Origin of the sequence: Streptomyces sp. NPDC048473, assembly GCF_043200155.1 — a bacterium.
Taxonomy (GTDB): Bacteria; Actinomycetota; Actinomycetes; order Streptomycetales; family Streptomycetaceae; genus Streptomyces.
The window spans coordinates 467,998-486,178 of record NZ_JBICXE010000002.1; the positions used below are offsets into that span (position 1 = coordinate 467,998).

Annotated in this window: 17 protein-coding genes; 8 read left to right on the top strand and 9 right to left on the bottom strand. The window is 70.5% G+C overall.

Annotation, left to right across the window (positions count from 1 at the left end; all coding sequences use genetic code 11):
- The first annotated feature begins 8 nt into the window (after positions 1–8).
- The 3 genes from ACGFU7_RS05530 (at position 9) to ACGFU7_RS05540 (ending at position 3,018) form a co-directional block, all read left to right on the top strand.
- Positions 9–398 carry a hypothetical protein gene (locus ACGFU7_RS05530; RefSeq protein WP_393692541.1) on the top strand — a complete coding sequence of 130 codons (390 nt, stop codon included), beginning with the start codon at positions 9–11 and terminating at the stop codon, positions 396–398.
- 66 nt (positions 399–464) lie between these two features.
- Positions 465–1,694: an MraY family glycosyltransferase gene (locus ACGFU7_RS05535; RefSeq protein WP_393692543.1), complete on the top strand. Its 1,230-nt coding sequence runs from the start codon at positions 465–467 to the stop codon at positions 1,692–1,694.
- A 163-nt stretch (positions 1,695–1,857) separates the two neighbouring features.
- On the top strand, positions 1,858–3,018 hold the full coding sequence (locus tag ACGFU7_RS05540; protein ID WP_393692545.1) for an abortive phage infection protein: 1,161 nt from the start codon (positions 1,858–1,860) through the stop codon (positions 3,016–3,018).
- A 49-nt stretch (positions 3,019–3,067) separates the two neighbouring features.
- On the opposite strand, the gene ACGFU7_RS05545 is transcribed toward ACGFU7_RS05540, so the two are convergent.
- Both ACGFU7_RS05545 and ACGFU7_RS05550 read right to left on the bottom strand, forming a co-directional pair.
- A complete protein-coding gene (locus ACGFU7_RS05545; protein ID WP_393692884.1) occupies positions 3,068–3,940 on the bottom strand; it encodes a serine hydrolase in 873 nt (290 codons plus the stop codon).
- 14 nt (positions 3,941–3,954) lie between these two features.
- On the bottom strand, positions 3,955–4,914 hold the full coding sequence (locus tag ACGFU7_RS05550) for a LysR family transcriptional regulator (protein WP_393692547.1): 960 nt from the start codon (positions 4,912–4,914) through the stop codon (positions 3,955–3,957).
- An 85-nt stretch (positions 4,915–4,999) separates the two neighbouring features.
- On the opposite strand from ACGFU7_RS05550, the gene ACGFU7_RS05555 reads away from it, so the two are divergent.
- Positions 5,000–6,649 carry a penicillin-binding transpeptidase domain-containing protein gene (locus ACGFU7_RS05555; protein ID WP_393692549.1) on the top strand — a complete coding sequence of 550 codons (1,650 nt, stop codon included), beginning with the start codon at positions 5,000–5,002 and terminating at the stop codon, positions 6,647–6,649.
- A gap of 71 nt (positions 6,650–6,720) precedes the next feature.
- Here the strand turns inward: ACGFU7_RS05555 and ACGFU7_RS05560 are convergent, their stop codons facing one another.
- On the bottom strand, positions 6,721–8,004 hold the full coding sequence (locus ACGFU7_RS05560; RefSeq protein WP_393692551.1) for a geranylgeranyl reductase family protein: 1,284 nt from the start codon (positions 8,002–8,004) through the stop codon (positions 6,721–6,723).
- A gap of 96 nt (positions 8,005–8,100) precedes the next feature.
- Here ACGFU7_RS05560 and ACGFU7_RS05565 point away from each other — a divergent pair, with 96 nt between their 5' ends.
- Positions 8,101–8,625 (top strand): GNAT family N-acetyltransferase, encoded by a 525-nt coding sequence (locus ACGFU7_RS05565; protein WP_393692553.1) that lies wholly within the window; start codon positions 8,101–8,103, stop codon positions 8,623–8,625.
- Positions 8,626–8,720: 95 nt separating this feature from the next.
- On the opposite strand, the gene ACGFU7_RS05570 is transcribed toward ACGFU7_RS05565, so the two are convergent.
- Positions 8,721–9,413: a demethylmenaquinone methyltransferase gene (locus tag ACGFU7_RS05570; protein ID WP_266358846.1), complete on the bottom strand. Its 693-nt coding sequence runs from the start codon at positions 9,411–9,413 to the stop codon at positions 8,721–8,723.
- Positions 9,414–9,540: 127 nt separating this feature from the next.
- Between ACGFU7_RS05570 and ACGFU7_RS05575 the strand changes: the two genes are divergently transcribed.
- Positions 9,541–10,263, top strand: a complete 723-nt coding sequence (locus tag ACGFU7_RS05575; RefSeq protein ID WP_393692554.1) for a DUF3152 domain-containing protein — start codon at positions 9,541–9,543, stop codon at positions 10,261–10,263.
- A gap of 10 nt (positions 10,264–10,273) precedes the next feature.
- Here ACGFU7_RS05575 and ACGFU7_RS05580 read toward each other — a convergent pair whose 3' ends face one another.
- The 4 genes from ACGFU7_RS05580 to ACGFU7_RS05595 form a co-directional block, all read right to left on the bottom strand.
- Positions 10,274–10,900, bottom strand: coding sequence for a hypothetical protein (locus ACGFU7_RS05580; RefSeq protein WP_393692555.1), 627 nt, complete (start codon positions 10,898–10,900; stop codon positions 10,274–10,276).
- 7 nt (positions 10,901–10,907) lie between these two features.
- Positions 10,908–12,107 carry a cyclic dehypoxanthinyl futalosine synthase gene (gene mqnC, locus ACGFU7_RS05585; protein WP_393692556.1) on the bottom strand — a complete coding sequence of 400 codons (1,200 nt, stop codon included), beginning with the start codon at positions 12,105–12,107 and terminating at the stop codon, positions 10,908–10,910.
- A gap of 72 nt (positions 12,108–12,179) precedes the next feature.
- Positions 12,180–13,958: a protein kinase gene (locus ACGFU7_RS05590; RefSeq protein WP_393692557.1), complete on the bottom strand. Its 1,779-nt coding sequence runs from the start codon at positions 13,956–13,958 to the stop codon at positions 12,180–12,182.
- 388 nt (positions 13,959–14,346) lie between these two features.
- The gene (locus ACGFU7_RS05595) at positions 14,347–15,225 is read right to left on the bottom strand and encodes a menaquinone biosynthetic enzyme MqnA/MqnD family protein (RefSeq protein ID WP_393692558.1); all 879 of its coding nucleotides are present in this window, start codon (positions 15,223–15,225) and stop codon (positions 14,347–14,349) included.
- Between the two features lie 378 nt (positions 15,226–15,603).
- On the opposite strand from ACGFU7_RS05595, the gene ACGFU7_RS05600 reads away from it, so the two are divergent.
- Both ACGFU7_RS05600 and ACGFU7_RS05605 read left to right on the top strand, forming a co-directional pair.
- Positions 15,604–15,807, top strand: coding sequence for a cold-shock protein (locus ACGFU7_RS05600; protein ID WP_003967102.1), 204 nt, complete (start codon positions 15,604–15,606; stop codon positions 15,805–15,807).
- Positions 15,808–15,980: 173 nt separating this feature from the next.
- Positions 15,981–16,808 carry a MerR family transcriptional regulator gene (locus tag ACGFU7_RS05605; protein ID WP_393692559.1) on the top strand — a complete coding sequence of 276 codons (828 nt, stop codon included), beginning with the start codon at positions 15,981–15,983 and terminating at the stop codon, positions 16,806–16,808.
- Between the two features lie 75 nt (positions 16,809–16,883).
- Here ACGFU7_RS05605 and ACGFU7_RS05610 read toward each other — a convergent pair whose 3' ends face one another.
- Positions 16,884–18,113, bottom strand: a complete 1,230-nt coding sequence (locus tag ACGFU7_RS05610; protein WP_393692561.1) for an amidohydrolase family protein — start codon at positions 18,111–18,113, stop codon at positions 16,884–16,886.
- Positions 18,114–18,181 lie beyond the last annotated feature (68 nt).

The window sequence follows — 18,181 nt, forward strand, 5'->3', positions numbered from 1 at the left end:
CGGCGAGGGTGAACCACACCGTCTTCGAGTACGGCGACCGCGCCCCGTGCGCGGGCGGTGGTCCCCCACCGGGCGGCGATCCTGTCCCCGAGTCCATCGACCTGCGCGTCCTGGCCACGCCCCAGGAGGCCGTCCGCGCCATCCGCGTCCAGCTCCGGGCGAACCATCTCTTCGGCCTCGCACCGCGCGAACTGATCCGCGCCCACTACTGGTCGGACCAGGGCGGCTGGGTGCAGGCCCTGGGGGCGCTCCACCGCGGCGAACCCTGCGGGTTCACGCTCATGCTGCGCGGCGGCCGGCACATCGAATGGCACGTCCGCCCGCTGACGTACGTATCGCTCGACGCCCGCACCCACCACCGTCTGGCCCCGCTCCCCGTCGCACAGAAATCCGTATGAGTTAGGCTCGCCTGGGCGCAGCGAGGGCATCGATCGGGCTCAGGTATCGGCCCGCTGGGCCGGAATGTGAGGCCGCCCGTGCGGGACTACTTGCTCATGCTGTTCATCACGGCGGCCGTGACCCACCTCCTGACCGGCCCCGTACGGAAGTTCGCGATCTCCGTCGGCGCGATGCCCGAGATCCGGGCGCGCGACGTCCATCGCGAACCCACCCCGCGCCTGGGCGGCGTGGCCATGTTCGGCGGGCTGGTGGCCGGGCTGCTGGTCGCTTCCCACCTGCCGCATCTGGAAGACATCTTCACCCAGAGCTCGACGCCGCGGGCACTGCTGTCCGGCGCCTCGCTCATCTGGCTCCTGGGTGTCCTGGACGACAAATGGGGTGTCGACTCACTGGTCAAGCTCGGCGGCCAGATACTCGCGGCCGGAGTGATGGCGTTCCAGGGGCTGACGATCCTCTGGCTCCCGGTGCCGGGCACCGACGGGATCTACCTCTCCGACTGGCAGGGCACGCTGCTGACCGTGGGGCTGATCGTCGTCTCCATCAACGCGGTCAACTTCGTCGACGGGCTCGACGGGCTGGCCGCCGGCACGGTGGGCATCGCGGCGACGGCGTTCTTCCTGTACGCGTACCGGCTCTGGTACGGCTACGGGATCGAGGCCGCCGCGTCCACCACGCTGATCTCCGCGATCCTGGCGGGCATGTGCCTCGGCTTCCTGGTCCACAACTCGCATCCGGCCCGGATCTTCATGGGCGACTCGGGCTCGATGCTGCTCGGCCTGCTCATCGCCGGGTGCGCGGTCTCGGTGACGGGCGAGGTCGACCCGAGCCTCCTCAACCAGACGGTGGACGGCAGGTCCGGGTCGGCCGCGATGGTGCCGGTCTACATTCCGCTGATGCTGCCGCTGTCCGTCATCGCGCTGCCCGTCGCCGACCTCGTGCTCGCCGTCATCAGACGTACGTGGAACGGAATGTCCCCCTTCGCCGCCGACAAGGGCCACCTCCACCACCGCCTGCTCCAGCTCGGCCACTCGCACCGCCGGGCCGTGCTGCTCATGTACTTCTGGTCGGCGCTGTTCTCGTTCGGGATCGTGGCCTACTCGGCGCGGGGCGCCAAGTCCTGGATGCTCTTCGGGGTCGCGTTCGTCTGCGCGGTGGGCCTGTTCCTGCTGCTCCAGCCCCGCTACGAATCCGGCCTCACCCGCCGCCTGCTGCCGCGCAGGCCCCGGGGCCGCGTGGTCGCCACCGGCGGAAAGCGCACCGGGGCCGACGAGGAACGCCGGGTGCCGGCCAGGTGACCGCGGTGCTCTGCCCGCCGGGCGCCGCGACCTGAGTAGCCGCTCCCTGCGCCCGGTTCATCCCTTGGTCGCGCACCCGCAGACTTTCGGGGGACGCCCGCCCCCGCACCCGCTCGGCAGACTGGCGGAGACACGCGAACCGCCGACCGACCGGGGAGTCCGAGTGCATCGCGACGAGCGCAGTGGCGGAATCAGCCGGGCGAGGTTCCTGGCCGGGGCGGGGGCGATCGGGGCCGCGGCGGCCACCGGACCGTTCCTGGCCGGCGCCCCCGCCTCGGCGGCCACGACCGGCCGACGGGGCGGGCGTGGGAACAGCAAAGGTCTGACCCATCGAGGGGTCTGCTACACGATCGGCGCGGGTGAGACCCCCGGCACCGCGTGGAGCGCCACCCGCATGCGCGAGGACCTCCGTGCCATCAGGAACGACCTGCACGCCACATCGATCGAGGTGACGGGCGACGGCGTCGACCGTCTCAACGCCACCGCGTCCGAGGCCGCCGAGCTGGGCCTGCACATCTGGCTCCAGCCGACCCTGGGCGACCGCCCCGCGTCGGAGATCCTCGACCACCTCGCGGAGACCGGCCGGCACCTGGAGCGGCTGCGCCGCCAGGGCGCGCGGGCCGACCTGAGCGTGGGCTGCGAGTTCTGGCTGTTCGTACCGGGCATCGTGCCCGGCGACAACGCAACTGAGCGGATCCGCAATCTGATGGCCGGCACCTACGACCCGGAGCAGATGATGCGCCGCCTGTACGCGTTCACGGCGCGGGCCGCCGCGGTCGGACGGTCGGTCTTCGGCGGCAAGCTGTCGTACGCGGCCGCGCAGGACGACGAGGTCGACTGGAGCCTCTTCGACATCGTGGGCATCGACTACTACTCGTACTTCCCCGACCGCGCGGACTACATCCGCGAGCTGCACCGGTACCTGCGCTGGGGCAAGCCCCTGGCGATCACGGAGTTCGGGACGTGCACGTACGCGGGGGCGCCCGAGCAGGGCGGCATGGGATGGGACACCGTCGACTACACCAAGCAACCGCCGGAGATCAAAGGCGACTTGGTACGCAGTGAGCGCACCCAGGCCGCCTGTCTCACCGAACTCCTGGGCGTCTTCGAGGAGATGGGCCTGTACGCCGCGATGGCCTTCGAGTTCGTCACCGCCGACGCCCCGCACTCACCCGTCCCGCGCTACGACCTGGACATGGCGAGCTACGCGGTCGTGAAGCCGATCAAGGACCGGTTCGACGACCCGGAGTCCGACTGGCACTGGGAACCGAAGCAGGCCTTCCACGCGCTGGCGCGGTGCTACGGGCGAGCGGGTCGCCGCTGACGCGCGTCGCCCCGAGCGCCACACGGAAGGTGTCGGCCGACACATCGCACTATCGGTTGCGCAGCGCATCCACGGCGATGCGGGCGGCCGTGCCGATGACGGCGTCGGCCGCGGGGAGCGTGGCTGCGGTGTGGGCGGTGCGGGTGAAGACGGCGACGGCGTAACGGCCGCCGTCGGGGTACTCGACGACGCCCACCTCGTTGCGCAGCGTCGGCAGCGATCCGGTCTTCCCCGCGACGTGCACGTCGTCGAACGGGAAACCGGAGGCCAGGCGGTGTGGCCACACCTGGAGACCCATCACCCGCCTGATGGCGGCGCCGTGTTCGGGCAGACACGCCTCGTCGCGCCAGACGGCACGCAGCAGCCGGGTCATGTCCCGCGGGGTGCTGTGGTTGGAGCGGGCCGGGTCGAGGGCACGCAGCCGCGCGACGACGTGCGGGTCGGCCAGCGCCTGGGCACCGGCGGGTCCCGCGTCCTCCTTGATGCCGGCGAGCATGGCGCCGAAGGTATGCACGGCCCTCGTCGCGTCGAGGCCGAGGCGGGCCGTCACACGGTTGACCGCGTCGAGACCGACCCGGGCCAGGAGCAGATCCGCCGCGGCGTTGTCACTGACGGCCATCATCAGGTACGCGAGGTCGCGCAGCGACAGCCGGGTGGCGTCCAGCATCGCGGCGAGCCCGGTGGCCCCCGGGGTGCGGCCGTCCGGCGAGCATTCGACCTGCTCCGTGAGGTCGAGGTCGCCGGCCGCAGCCCGGTCGTGCAGCGCGACCAGCAGGCACAGTTTGTGGACACTCGCCGTGCAGACCGGCTGGTCGGCGTCGACGTCGAGTTGGGCTCCGGAATCGATGTCGAGGGCGTGCAGCCGCCCGGTGACTCCGGCATCGGCGAAGGCCGCGCGGATGCGGTAGGGGGCGTCGGGCACGTTCACGGTTCGGGTCACAGCCAGTACTCCGCTGCCGGGCGCAGATGCATCGGGCGGGCGGGGGTGTCGGGGCGGGCGTCGGCGGTGGCGCGCAGCGCGTGCGTGGCCGCGTCGGCGAAGGCTCGCACGGCGGTGTCGCCGTGCCCGCGCGGCCAGGCGACGGAGTGCCGCCAGGCCAGCGGGGCGCCCGCGAGCGGGCGCCACACCAGGTCGGCGTCGGGTTCGGCGGCCTGTGCGTCGCGCGAGCTGAAGGCGACGGCACCGACGGAGAGCACGAGGCCGCGCACAAAGCTGGCGCCCTGGCCGTGCCGGACCGCGGGCGGTGTGTAGCCGCCGCGGGCACAGGTGGTGAGCAGGTCGTCGTAGAGCACGGGGGCGCCGGCCCGCGGGAAGAGGATCAGGTCGGATCCGGCGAGCGCGGAGAGCGGCACCTCGGCGAGTCCGGCCGCCTCGGCGTCGCGCGGCAGCAGCACACCGAGCTCGCGCCGGAGCACCGGGCCGAGTTCGAGCCCGGTCACGTCGCAGGGGTGGTGGATGAGTCCGACGTCGAGTTCGCGTGCGGCGAAGCGGGCGAGCTGATCCGTGGTGGACAGCTCGTGCAGCTCCAACTCCACGCCGGACCGCCGGTCCTGGAACCCCGTGAGGAGCGCGGCGACCGTGTCGCCGGCGATGTCGGGCGGCAGCCCGGCCCGCAGCAGTCCGCTCTCGCCGTCCCTGATCCGGCGCGCGGCCGCCCGCAGTGACTCGGACCGGGCGAGCAGCTCGCGCGCCTCGGGCAGGAGCAGCAGGCCCGCCTTGGTGATGGCCACCTGGCGGCTGCTCCGGTCGAAGAGCCGCACCTCCAGCTCCCGCTCCAGCCGCTGGATGCGCTGCGACAGGGGCGGCTGGGCCATCCCGAGGCGGGCCGCGGCACGCCCGAAGTGTGACTCTTCTGCAACAGTCACAAAGCACTCCAGGTGCCGAATCAGGTCCACGATCAGCAATCATATGCAATTTTGATCGATAGCTTATCGATATCGGACTTGGACAGAGACCTGGGGCGATTGCTCTCCTCACGGCATGACACGCCTTCCCTCACCTCCCGACGCGGACTTCGGACACACCGCCACCCACCGCCACCGGAGCCGTCGTCCCGGCCTCCGGGCGGGCATCGCCGTGACCGTCGTGACGGCCGTCGCCGCAGGGGGCGCGTATGCCGCCGGGCTCGGCCCCTTCGAGCGCGACGACACCCCCGACCCCGCGGCGACCGCCCAGGCCCGGGCGTTCCTCGCGGACTGGGCGGGCGGCCGGTTCGACAGTGCGGGCTCCCGCACCACGAGTCCCGCAAGGGCTCAGGAGGTGCTGCGCAACTTCACCTCGGGTCTCGACATCAGCAAGCCGGAGCTCACCCCCGCGCGGGCTACGACGGAGGACGACGGCACGGTCCGGGTCGCCTTCACGGCGAAGATGCCCGTCACGGGGCTGGGCACCTGGACCTACCGGTCCCAGCTCCCCGTTCGGGAACAGAAGAACGGGGCCTGGAAAGTCGGCTGGTCCCTGTCGCTCGTCCATCCGCATCTCAGCGACACCGCCAAGTTCCGCCTGGAGCGGGAGGACACTCCTGAGCCGAAGGTCACCGACCGGAACGGGACGTCCCTGACGGGCGATGCCCATCCGTCGTTGCAGCCGGTGCTGACCCAGTTCGCCGGGGGCGGCTCCGGGCCGCGCGGGGCTGTCCGGCTCGTCGACCGGGCCACCGGCGAAGTCGAGGGCACGGAGACCACCTTCGGGAAGAAAGACGGGCAGCCGTCCGGCAAACCGGTGACCACGACGCTCGACGCCACATGGCAGGCAGCGGCCGACAAGGCCCTGGCCGAAACGGCCGGCGGCAAGAACGCCTCGCTCGTCGCCCTGAGGGTCGACAACGGCGAGGTTCTCGCGATGGCCAACTCCCCCGCCACCGGTTTCAACCGGGCGGTCTCCGGTACGTACGCGCCCGGCTCCACCTGGAAGATCGTGACGAGCAGTGCGCTGCTGCTCAAGAATGCCGTCGCGCCCGACGACGTCGTGGACTGCCCCAAGTACCTCACCGTCGGCAAGGAGTTCCACAACGTCGAGACGTCCGAGTTCCCGGGCGCCACCTTCCGGGAGGACTTCACGAAGTCCTGCAACACCGCCTTCATCAGCCTGCGCGGCAAGCTCGGCGACACCGAACTCGGCGATGTGGCACGGGAGTACTTCGGGGTCGGGCAGGAGTGGCACGTGGGGATCCCGTCGTACGACGGCTCGGTGCCGGTGCCCAAGGACGAGACGGAGAAGGCCGCTTCGATGATCGGGCAGGGCCGGATCCAGGCGAACCCGCTGATCATGGCGTCCGTCACGGCGACCGCGGCGTCCGGCCGGTTCCACCAGCCGACCATCGTCCCCGGCGGCAAGGACACCACCTCGACGAAGCCGCTCCCGTCGGCCGTGGTGACCCGGCTGCGCGCGCTGATGCGGGCCACCGTCACCGACGGGACGGCGCACGTACTCGCCGACCTGCCCGGTGGCATCGGCGCGAAGACCGGCACCGCGGAGGTCTCCGAGGACGAGCCCAACAACGGCTGGCTCGTCGCACGGCGCGGCAATGTCGCCGTGGCGTGCGTCGTCGAGCAGGGCGTCACGGGTGGTGGTTCAGCCGGTCCGATCCTGCACAGCCTGTTGTCCGCCGTCCCTGACGATCCGTCGTGATGCCGGCACCCGGGACGAGACGGAACCGGTCCACGATGCGGCCGGTCGCGCCCTCCCGGCCGGTCACCTGGTCAGGCTTTCGGGGCCACCTTCGAGAGGCCGTTGATGATGCGGTCCATCGCGTCGCCGCCCGTGGGGTCGGTGAGGTTGGCGAGCATCTTCAGGGTGAACTTCATCAGCAGGGGGTGCGTCAGACCGCGCTGGGCGGCGATCTTCATGACCTTCGGGTTGCCGATCAGCTTCACGAAGGCGCGGCCCATCGTGTAGTAGCCGCCGTAGGTCTCCTTGAGCACCTTCGGGTAGTTGTTCAGCGCCAGTTCGCGCTGGGCCGGGGTCGCGCGGGCGTGGGCCTGGACGATGACGTCCGCGGCGATCTGGCCCGACTCCATGGCGTAAGCGATGCCTTCCCCGTTGAACGGGTTGACCATGCCCCCCGCGTCACCGACGAGCAGCAGGCCCTTGGTGTAGTGCGGCTGGCGGTTGAAGGCCATCGGGAGGGCGGCACCGCGGATCGGCATCGTCATGTTCTCCGGGGTGTAGCCCCAGTCCTCCGGCATGGACGCGCACCACGCCTTGAGGACCTCGCGCCAGTCCAACTCCTTGAAGGCGGAGGAGGAGTTCAGGATGCCGAGGCCGACGTTGGACGTGCCGTCGCCCATGCCGAAGATCCAGCCGTAGCCGGGCAGGAGCCGGTCCTCGGGCCCACGGCGGTCCCACAGCTCCAGCCAGGACTCCAGGTAGTCGTCGTCGTGGCGGGGCGAGGTGAAGTACGTACGCACGGCCACACCCATCGGGCGGTCCTCGCGGCGGTGCAGGCCCATGGCGAGCGACAGCCGGGTGGAGTTGCCGTCGGCGGCGACGACGAGCGGGGCGTGGAAGGTGACCGGGGTCTTCTCCTCGCCGAGCTTCGCGTTGACGCCGGTGATGCGGCCGGTGCGGTCGTCGACGATCGGGGCGCCGACGTTGCAGCGCTCGTACAGCCGCGCGCCCGCCTTCTGCGCCTGGCGGGCCAGCTGCTCGTCGAAGTCGTCGCGCTTGCGGACCAGTCCGTAGTCCGGGTACGAGGCGAGGTCCGGCCAGTCCAGCTGGAGGCGGACGCCGCCACCGATGATGCGCAGGCCCTTGTTGCGCAGCCAGCCGGCCTCTTCGGAGATGTCGATGCCCATGGAGACGAGCTGCTTGGTGGCGCGCGGGGTGAGGCCGTCGCCGCAGACCTTCTCCCGGGGGAAGGCCGTCTTCTCCAGGAGCAGGACGTTCAGTCCGGCCTTGGCGAGGTAGTACGCGGTGGTGGAGCCGGCCGGGCCTGCCCCGACGACGATCACATCCGCGCTGTGTTCGGAGAGGGGCTCGGTCACGGTCGGATCTCCCGAAGACTCGAAATCGCGTGCCGCGCGGCACCTGTCCCGTGCAGTCTATGGGGGCCTGCTGATCAACCTTCCGAAGGGCTCCCGATGTCGACCGTGCCTTCCGCCGCCCCCTCCGTACAGTTGCGCGTCCCCACCGACGAGGACGCACTGTCCTGGCACCGCGCGTTCGACGACCCCGAGGTGATGGAGTTCTTCGGCGGGACGTCGGCGGAGCTTTCGATGTACGAGGAGTGGACCGCCAGGCAGCGCAGGCACGACGCCGAACTCGGGTACTGCCTGTGGACCGTGCTCGGCGAGGACGGCGGGGTCGCCGGATTCACCGGCGCCCAGCCCTGGCCGCAGACCGAGTACGGCCCGGTGGGCGAGATCGAGATCGGCTGGCGGCTGGCCCGGCCGGCCTGGGGCCGGGGTTACGCCACCGCCGCCGCGCTCCTCACTCTGGAGCGGCTGCGCGCGGCCGGGGTGGAGCGGGTGGTGGCGACGATCGACGCGCGCAACGAGCGGTCGATCGCCGTGGCCCGGCGGCTGGGGATGGAGCGGGCGGAGAGCTTCACGACTCCGCGGCAGGGCCAGGAAGTGGTCTGCTTCCGGCTGGGGCTGACTCCGTGACGGCGGGGGCCGGTCGATGTGGTTGAGGGACCGGACGGACGGGACGGTGCCGAACCCGTCCGGTTCCCGTCAACGGGAGTCACCGGAGCGTTGCTTCAGGGACGTACACCCCGGTGCAGCGCCACCACACCACCGGTGAGATTGCGCCAGGCGACCTTCGACCAGCCGGCCCGCTGGAGCTTCGCCGCAAGTCCGGCCTGGTCGGGCCAGGCACGGATGGACTCGGCGAGATAGACGTACGCGTCGGGGTTGGACGACACCGCGCGCGCGACCGGCGGCAGCGCCCGCATCAGGTACTCGGTGTAGACGGTGCGAAACGGCGTCCAGGTCGGCTGCGAGAACTCGCAGATCACCACCCGGCCGCCCGGCTTCGTCACCCGGTACAGCTCGCGCAGCGCCGCATCCGTGTCCTGGACGTTGCGCAGCCCGAAGGAGATCGTCACCGCGTCGAAGGTCTCGTCGCGGAACGGCAGCCTGGTGGCGTCACCCGCCGTGAAGGGGAGCCAGGAATTGCGCTTCTTTCCCTCCTGCAGCATGCCGAGGGAGAAGTCGCAGGGCACGACGTACGCGCCCGTCGCGGCGAAGGGCAGCGAGGACGTCGCCGTGCCCGCCGCCAGGTCGAGGACCTTCTCCGCAGGCCGGGCGTGCACCGCCTTCGCGACCTCCTTGCGCCACAGCCGGGCCTGGCCGAGCGACAGCACATCGTTGGTGAGGTCGTAGTTCGCCGCCACGCCGTCGAACATCGTGGCGACTTCGTGCGGCTGCTTGTCCAGGGAGGCTCGGGTCACCCACCCATTCAAGCAGCCCGGTCTGCGGTGCTTCGCGCCGGTCGCGAGTCGTGCCCGGTTGGACTGAACCAATTCGGTCCACCGGCAGTCAGTACAGGGGGGAACGACAGAGCCAGGGGGAGCCCAGATGTCCGCACAGGTTGCGCGTCGGCAGTCACGACCGGAACGCGGCCGGAAACGGCTGTTCGTCGCTGCTGTCGTCCCGGCGGCGCTGATCTGTGCCGCCGCTGTGGTGGGGCCCAGGTGGAGCACCGATGGTGAGGGGGAGGCGGGCGCACCGTCCCCGTCCGGGACCTCGTCGGACACCGGCACGTTCACCGTCGCCCGCGCGGGCGCCTCGGACAGCGGCAAGGGCAACGCCTACCGGGTCGAGGTGGAGGACGGTTCGGGCGTCGACGCCGACCGGGCAGCCGCCGAGATCGCCCGCGTCCTGGCCGCGCCACGGGGCTGGGCGCACCACGGCGAGCACACCTTCCGCCAGATCACCGACGGCCCGGCGGGACTGGTCATCCGTATCGCCACCCCCAAGACCACCGACGCCATCTGCGGGCGGAGCGGCCTCGACACCCACGGCGAGGTCAACTGCCGGGTCGGCGCCGACGTCATGGTCAACCTCAAGCGCTGGCAGCAGGGTTCACCCGAATTCCACGGCCCGCTCGCCGACTACCGGGCCCTCATCATCAACCACGAGGTCGGACACTGGCTGGGCCACGGCCACGAGACCTGCCCGGGCAAGGGCCGCCCCGCCCCCGCGATGATGCAGCAGATCGACGGTCTGAAGGGCTGCGTCTCCAACGCCTGGCCGTACGACGCCAAAGGCCACTACCTGGGCGGCCCGTCGGTACCGTGACGGACAGGCCCTAGCTGCGACGGAAGACCAGCCGTCCGCCGAGCACCGTCGCCGTACAGCTCCCGGCGCCCGCGGTGCGCAGCGCCGCCAGGTCCCGTACGCCGAACACCGCCAGATCCGCGGGCCCGCCGACGGCCAGCGTCGCCGCGAACGCGTCGGCCGGCTCCGGCACGGACGCCAGCGGGTCGAGGGAGACGGGTTGGGGCGCCGGGCCCGGGGCATGGACGCGCAGTCCCGAGCGGGCGACCGCCGTGCGCACGGCGGGGCGCGTGAAGGGGCCCCGGACGGCGGTCGTGCCGTGCCGCAGCATCCGTTGCAGTCCGCGCCGGGCACTCGCGCCCCAGCGGGCGTCGTCCATGCCGAGTGCGGTGAGCGCGTCACCGGTGAGCGGGTCGCCGCCGAGCTCGTCCGCCTCGCGCGGATCCGGGTGGTAGGCGGCCTCCAGCAGCGCCGGTGCGCCCGCGTTCAGCAGCCCCGGGGTGATCAGACCGGACCACCGCCGGACCCGGGCCTGCGGACGGGCGGCGGTCAGCTCCCCGTACGTGCCGATGGCGACGACCACATCGCCGTCCACGGCCACGGAGTCCGCCCCCTCCGGGGCGCCGTGCACCGCGTCGGCGGCGTGAACCGTCAGCAAAACTGCCTCAGTTGGCGTTCAGGAGCTTCAGCTCCGGGTGTGCCGTACCGCCCTCGATCGCGGTGGACGAGATGTGCGAGACCACGCGCTCGTCGACCGGGTCGTTCGCCGGGTCGTCGTGGACGACGAGGTGCTCGTACGTCGTGGCGCGCTGCGCCGGTACACGGTCCGCCTTGCGGATCAGGTCGATGATCTCCAGGCGGTTGGAGCGGTGCTTGGCACCGGCCGAGGAGACGACGTTCTCCTCCAGCATGATCGAGCCGAGGTCGTCGGCGCCGTAGTGCAGCGACAGCTGGCCGACCTCCTTGCCGGTGGTCAGCCAGGAGCCCTGGATGTGGGCGACGTTGTCGAGGAAGAGCCGGGCGATGGCGATCATCCGCAGGTACTCGAAGAGCGTGGCCTGCGTCTGGCCCTTCAGCTTGTTGTTCTCGGGCTGGTACGTGTACGGGATGAAGGCGCGGAAGCCGCCCGTCCGGTCCTGTACGTCACGGATCATCCGCAGGTGCTCGATGCGCTCGGCGTTGGTCTCGCCGGTGCCCATCAGCATGGTGGAGGTGGACTCGACACCGAGGCCGTGCGCGATCTCCATGATCTCCAGCCAGCGCTCACCGGACTCCTTGAGCGGGGCGATCGCGGTGCGCGGCCGGGCGGGCAGCAGTTCGGCGCCCGCGCCCGCGAAGGAGTCGAGACCGGCGGCGTGGATGCGCTGGATGGCCTCCTCGGCGGAGACCTTGGAGATCCGGGCCATGTGCTCGATCTCGGAGGCGCCGAGCGAGTGGATGACCAGCTGCGGGAACGCCTTCTTGATGGCTGAGAAGTGCTCCTCGTAGTACTCGACGCCGTAGTCCGGGTGGTGTCCGCCCTGGAACATGATCTGCGTACCGCCGAGTTCGACGGTCTCCGCACAGCGGCGCAGGATGTCGTCGAGGTCGCGGGACCAGCCCTTGGCGGTGTCCTTGGGCGCGGCGTAGAAGGCGCAGAACTTGCAGGCCGTGACGCACACGTTCGTGTAGTTGATGTTGCGCTCGATGATGTACGTCGCGATGTGCTCCGTACCGGCGTAACGGCGTCGGCGTACGGCGTCGGCGGCCGCTCCCAACGCGTGCAGCGGCGCCGACCGGTAGAGGTCGAGAGCCTCCTCCGGAGTGATCCGACCGCCCTCGGCGGCTCGGTCGAGGATGGGCTGAAGGTCGGCCTTCTCGGTCACCGGGCTGTCACCTTTCGGCGGTTTTTCAACGGATCTACGGACCGGTTCAGCCTACGCCAGCCCCTGCCGGGGTCAGCTGCCGGACCGGCTGAGCGTGCCGTACGGAAGTCCCGCGCCCCTCTCGTCGGACCGGAAGCGGAGGGTGCCGTCGGCGGCGCGCGTGAAGTGGACGTCGGTGGTGGTGGAGGTGCAGAGGGCCGGGTCGCTGGGGCGATCGGGATCGGCGCGCTCCCGGAGCGTCAGTTCCTTGTCGGTACCGGAGGAGAGCGCGGCAATGCTGTTGCAGCGGACGGTCAGCCCGAGAGCGCTGACCTCCGTGGTCATACGGACCACGTCCGCGCCCTTCTTCCCCGCGGTGAACACGGCGGTGAGCGTGCCGTGCGGCTCCCCGGTGGTCTTCTCGGTCACCGGGCCCTTCCATGTGCCGATGAACGCCTTCGGGAGTTCGCTGATCTGCTCCGGGCCGCCCGTACCCGAGTCCGAGGGCTGCGAAGGTTTCGCGGAGGACGTGGCGGCCGGCGGGGTGTGGCCGACACCGCCGTTCTCGGCGGTGTCGCTGCCACCGCCTCCCGGCATCAGATCGAAGAGGTACGCACTGCCCACGGTCACGGCGGCGAGGGCGCCCGCCACGGCGAGGGCGACGGTGCAGCTCAGCCTCCGGCCGCGGTTCGCATCGGGGCGGGCCGGGGCGGAGTCCGCGCTGACGGTGACGGAGAAACGGGGGTCGGGCGTACGTTGCCCGGATGTCCCGGCCGACTCGGCCATACCGGCGGTCGCGGGCCATGAGGGCGGCCCGTTCGGACGGGGTGGCCGGGTCGGTTCATGCGACGGGGGCGGCTCGATCGGCGGGCCGAACCCACCGCCCGCACCACCTCCACCGTTCGCACTGTTGGCGCCGTGAACGTCCCACGCCGCGCTGCTGAACGGCACCGGCCCCGACTGCACCGGTGCATCCTGCGGCTCCAGGTCCAGCAGTGCGACCGCTGCCCGGCTGACCTCGCGCACCAGAGGGCCGGGCAGCCAGCCCGCCGCCACCAGCGCGGCCGCCCCGCCCGGCGCCAGCTGCCGGGCCAGCTCCATGGGCGTCGGCCGGTCCTCCGGGTACTTCGCCAGACACCCGGCGACGACGTCCCGCAACTCCCCCTCCAGTTCACCCAGTTCGGGCTCCTCGTGCACCACCTTGTAGAGCAGTACGGCCGAGGAGTCGCCGAGGAAGGGCGCGGTACCGGTCGCCGCGTACGCGAGCACCGCGCCGAGCGAGAAGACATCGGCCGCGCCCGAGATGTCCACGCCCCGGATCTGCTCCGGTGCCATGTAGCCCGGCGAGCCGACGGAGACCCCGGTGGAGGTGAGCGAGGCGGCGGCACCGATGGCGTGGGCGATCCCGAAGTCGATCAGCCGGGGGCCGTCGAGGGCGAGCAGCACGTTGGACGGCTTCACATCGCGGTGGATGAGGCCCTGCGCGTGCACCGCGGCCAGCGCCTCCCCGAGTCCGGCGCCCAGCGTCCGCACCGCGTGCTCGGGCAGCGGCCCGTGCTCGGTGACCGCGGCCGACAGCGGGGGCCCGGCCACATAACCGGTGGCGACCCACGGAATGGGGGCGTCCGGGTCGGCGTCCAGGACGGGCGCCGTCCACTGCGCACCGATCCGCCGCGCCGCGTCCACCTCCCGCCGGAAGCGGGCCCGGAACTGCTCGTCGAGGGCGAAGTGGGGGTGCACGACTTTGACCGCGACCGTACGTCCGCCCGCGCTGCGCCCCAGATAGACCCGGCCCATGCCGCCCGCACCGAGCCTGCCGAGCAGTCGGTAGGCACCGATGGTCAGCGGTTCGCCGGCTTCCAGCGGCTGCATATGGACTCCCCCTGTGGACCGGCCGGACCTCCGACCGAAGCCTAGGGGGCGAAGGTCATCGGGTCACAGGGGAAACCATCCGCCGATTTCACCCCTAAGGGAACGAACAACGGCTTTCGACACAACAAAAGGCGTGAATGCGTCGTTCACCCGAGCGATTCCGGTACACGATCGGGGCTCTCCCCGGACACCATCCAGGAATCGGCTATTCGACGCGTATTAACCCGAATCGATAACCGGGCCGGGAGAAGGGGCGAGAGCAGGGGCGGGAAGAGATATCCGCCGCAGAGGTACAGGATTCACCTATATCCCGGGCCATTCCCGCGCGCGGCACACTCGGCGCCCGCCGGCGGCCCGGCACCCCGCCCCGCCCCACCCCGCCGCCCGGTCAGCCGCCGAGCAGCTCGACCTTCACGTCCGCCGGGAAGCCGGTCGTCGGACCGATCCGGCGCGCGAACTCCTGTACGCCCGCCAGCTGGTCCGGGCCGAAGCGGAAGTCCAGGGTCGTGAAGTACCGCTCCAGCACCTCCGCGTCGAAGGCCTCCCAGCGCGCCGCCTGCTCCGCGACCTTGGTGACCTCCTCCAGGGAGACGTCCCGCGAGGCCAGGAAGGCCTCGTGCACCTTGCTCACGTGGTGGGGCTCGGCCGCCAGGTAGTCCTTGCGGGCCGCCCAGACCGCGAAGACGAACGGCAGCCCGGTCCACTCCTTCCACATCTGGCCCAGGTCGTGGACCTGGAGACCGAGCCGGGGCGCGTCGTGCAGGTTGGCCCGCAGCGCGGCGTCGCCGATCAGCACGGCGGCGTCCGCCTCCTGCATCATCACGCCGAGGTCCGGCGGGCAGGTGTAGTAGTCCGGGCTGACCCCGTACCGCTCGGCGAGCAGCAGCTGGGCCAGCCGCACGGAGGTACGCGAGGTCGAACCGAGCGCCACCCGGGCGCGGTCCAGCTGGTCCAGCGGCACCTGCGACACGATCACGCACGACATGACGGACCCGTCGCAGCCCACCGCGATGTCCGGGAAGGCGACCAGGTCGTCGGCGTTGCGGAGGAACTCCACCAGCGTGACGGGGCCGATGTCCAGATCGCCCCTGATCAGCTGCTCACTGAGCTTCTCCGGGGTGTCCTTCGAGAGCTCCAGGTCGAGCAGGGTTCCGGTTCTTGCCAGCCCCCAGTACAGGGGGAGGCAGTTCAGGAACTGGATGTGGCCGACGCGCGGCCGGCTGCGACGGTCGTCGCCTGCGACGGTTGAGACGGTTGAATTGTCCACATCGCGAGGCTAGACCCGTGGCGCCGCCCGGACGGCACCGGGTGCACGGGGCGTCACCCGATCCCACCCCCGGGATCGCACCGACACCACCCCCGAGGAGCGCATGGAAGCCCTCTCCGTACCCCTTGAAGGCACCTCGATGACACCCCCCGGGACACCCACTTCGTCAGCTCATCGGCATGACAATCAAACATCCGAGTGAAGTGATCTTTCCCTCTACCCTTCCCTACATGCTGCGTGCTAGGCTCAACGCCAAGTTGCAGTTTGGTTTCCCTTGCAGTACAGAGCCTGCGGAGCATGTAACCCGCAGGCTTTTGTAGTTTTCAGACTTCTTTGCAGGTTCTGGAGCAGGGCAACCCTTTGGCCCAAGGAGGGCTTATGGCTACCGGAACCGTCAAGTGGTTCAACGCTGAAAAGGGCTTCGGCTTCATCGCCCAGGACGGCGGCGGCCCGGATGTCTTCGTCCACTACTCCGCGATCAACGCGTCCGGGTTCCGCTCCCTCGAGGAGAACCAGGTCGTGAACTTCGACGTCACTCAGGGACCCAAGGGTCCGCAGGCTGAGAACGTCACCCCGGCCTAGTTGCCCGGGTCGGCCGATCGCGGCCGGCTAGCAGTACCCAAGGAGCCCCGCTCCTCCGCCTCGGCGGGGAACGGGGCTCCTGCCTTTTCTCCCGCCTTTTCCCCTCTCGGCGGCATCGGGGCACTGAGATGCTTGACCTTGACACCGTGTGAAGCAGTGCAGTGGGAGACATCATGTTCACCATCGGAGACTTCGCCCGGTACGGACGGGTGTCGGCCCGGATGCTGCGCCACTACGACGCCATCGGGCTGCTGCACCCCGACCGCACCGACCCCGCCACCGGCTACCGCTTCTACGGGGCCGCCCAGCTCGCCCGCCTCAACCGCATCATCGCCCTCAAGGATCTCGGCTTCACCCTCCAGCAGGTGCAGGCCATCCTCGACGAGCAGGTGGGATCGGAGGAGCTGCGCGGGATGCTGCGGCTGCGGCGGGCGGAGCTGGAGGAGGCCATGGCGGCGGCCGCCGCACGGCTGGCGCAGGTCGAGGCGAGGCTCCGGTCGATCGAGAGCGAGGGACGCATGTCTGCGGACGATGTGGTGGTCAAGAGTGTTGCCGCGGTACGGGTGGCCGAGCTGACCGGCACCGCGGCGGGCTACGAACCGGAGGACATCACTCCGGTGATCGGCCCGCTGTACGACCGGCTCTTCCCGCTGCTGGGCACGGTGGGTGTCAGCCCGAGCGGCCCCGGGATCGCACACTACGAGGATGCCCCGGAGGGTGGCGGCGCGGTCGTCGTCCACGCCGGGGTGACGGTCTCCGCCCCGGTGGGCCCGCTCGGCGACACCGGGATCACGGTGGTCGAACTGCCCCCGTTCGAGGCGGCGACCATTGTCCACCGGGGTTCGATGGACGGCGTACTGCCGACGGCCCAGACCCTGGCCCGCTGGATCGACGCCAACGGCTACCGGTCCGCGGGATACGCCCGCGAGATCAGCCTGGAGTGCCCCGAGGACCGGGACAAGTGGGTGACGGAACTCCAGGAGCCGGTCACCAGGGCCTGACTCCCTCCGGACGCCCAATGGGTCGAAAAGAACGTGACACTCCACCCCTCGGGTGTCACGTTCTTTCGCACCCCCCTACCGTCCTCCGGGCCCCGCCCACAGCCCGTCGTCCGTCAGCCCCAGCAGGTCGATCGCGTTGCGGCGCACGATCCGGTCCACGACATCGGCGTCCAGATGCCCCATCTGCGCCTCGCCGACCTCGCGCGACTTGGGCCAGGTGGAGTCGGAGTGCGGGTAGTCCGTCTCGTACAGGACGTTCCCGACGCCGATCGAGTCCAGGTTCTTCAGCCCGAAGGCATCGTCGAAGAAACAGCCGTAGACGTGCTCGGCGAACAGTTCCGACGGCGGACGGTGGACCTTGTCGGCGACGCCGCCCCAGGCCCGGTTCTCCTCCCAGACCACGTCGGCACGTTCCAGGATGTACGGAATCCAGCCGATCTGGCCCTCCGCGTACATGATCCGCAGGTTCGGGAATTGTTCGAACTTGCCGCTCATCAGCCAATCAACCATCGAGAAGCAGCAGTTGGCGAAGGTGATGGTGGAACCGACGGCGGGCGGGGCGTCCGCCGAGGTGGACGGCATCTTCGAGGACGAGCCGATGTGCATCGCGATCACCGTCCCCGTCTCGTCACAGGCCCGCAGGAACGGATCCCACTCGTCCGTATGAATGGACGGCAGCCCGAGATGCGGAGGTATTTCGGAGAACGCCACCGCGCGCACACCGCGCGCCGCGTTCCGCCTGACCTCGTCCGCGGCCAACTGTGCGTCCCAGAGCGGGATCAGGGTGAGCGGGATGAGCCGGCCCCGCGCCTCGGGCCCGCACCACTCCTCCACCATCCAGTCGTTGTACGCCCGCACCCCGAGCAGCCCCAGCTCGTGATCCTTCGCTTCGGTGAAGGTCTGGCCGCAGAAGCGGGGGAAGGTGGGGAAGCAGAGGGCGGACTGGACGTGGTTGACGTCCATGTCGGCGAGCCGGTCGGGGACGGAGAACGAACCCGGGCGCATCTGCTCGTACGTGATGACCTCAAGCCTGATCTCGTCCCGGTCGTAGCCGACCGCGGTGTCGAGCCGGGTGAGCGGGCGGTGCAGGTCCTCGTACACCCACCAGTCGCCGACCGGCCCGTCGTCGCCCTTCGCACCCATCACAGGCGCGAACCTGCCGCCCATGAAGGTCATTTCCTTGAGCGGTGCGCGAACGATCCGCGGGCCGCGGTCGAGGTACTTGGACGGGAGCCGGTCCCGCCAGACATGAGCGGGCTCCACCGTGTGGTCGTCCACCGAGATGATCTTCGGGAAGGTCTCCATGCCTCCCACGGTAGCGTTGATCTGACGTACCGTCAGCTATCTGTACCGACCCCCGTTCCACAATCGTT

Bases quoted from the DNA above. Each gene is read 5' to 3' on its own strand.
- ACGFU7_RS05555 (WP_393692549.1), top strand. From the start codon at position 5,000: ATGACACGCCTTCCCTCACCTCCCGACGCGGACTTCGGACACACCGCC.
- ACGFU7_RS05565 (WP_393692553.1), top strand. From the start codon at position 8,101: ATGTCGACCGTGCCTTCCGCCGCCCCCTCCGTACAGTTGCGCGTCCCC.
- ACGFU7_RS05575 (WP_393692554.1), top strand. From the start codon at position 9,541: ATGTCCGCACAGGTTGCGCGTCGGCAGTCACGACCGGAACGCGGCCGG.
- ACGFU7_RS05590 (WP_393692557.1), bottom strand. From the start codon at position 13,958: ATGCAGCCGCTGGAAGCCGGCGAACCGCTGACCATCGGTGCCTACCGA.
- ACGFU7_RS05600 (WP_003967102.1), top strand. From the start codon at position 15,604: ATGGCTACCGGAACCGTCAAGTGGTTCAACGCTGAAAAGGGCTTCGGC.
- ACGFU7_RS05605 (WP_393692559.1), top strand. From the start codon at position 15,981: ATGTTCACCATCGGAGACTTCGCCCGGTACGGACGGGTGTCGGCCCGG.
- ACGFU7_RS05610 (WP_393692561.1), bottom strand. From the start codon at position 18,113: ATGGAGACCTTCCCGAAGATCATCTCGGTGGACGACCACACGGTGGAG.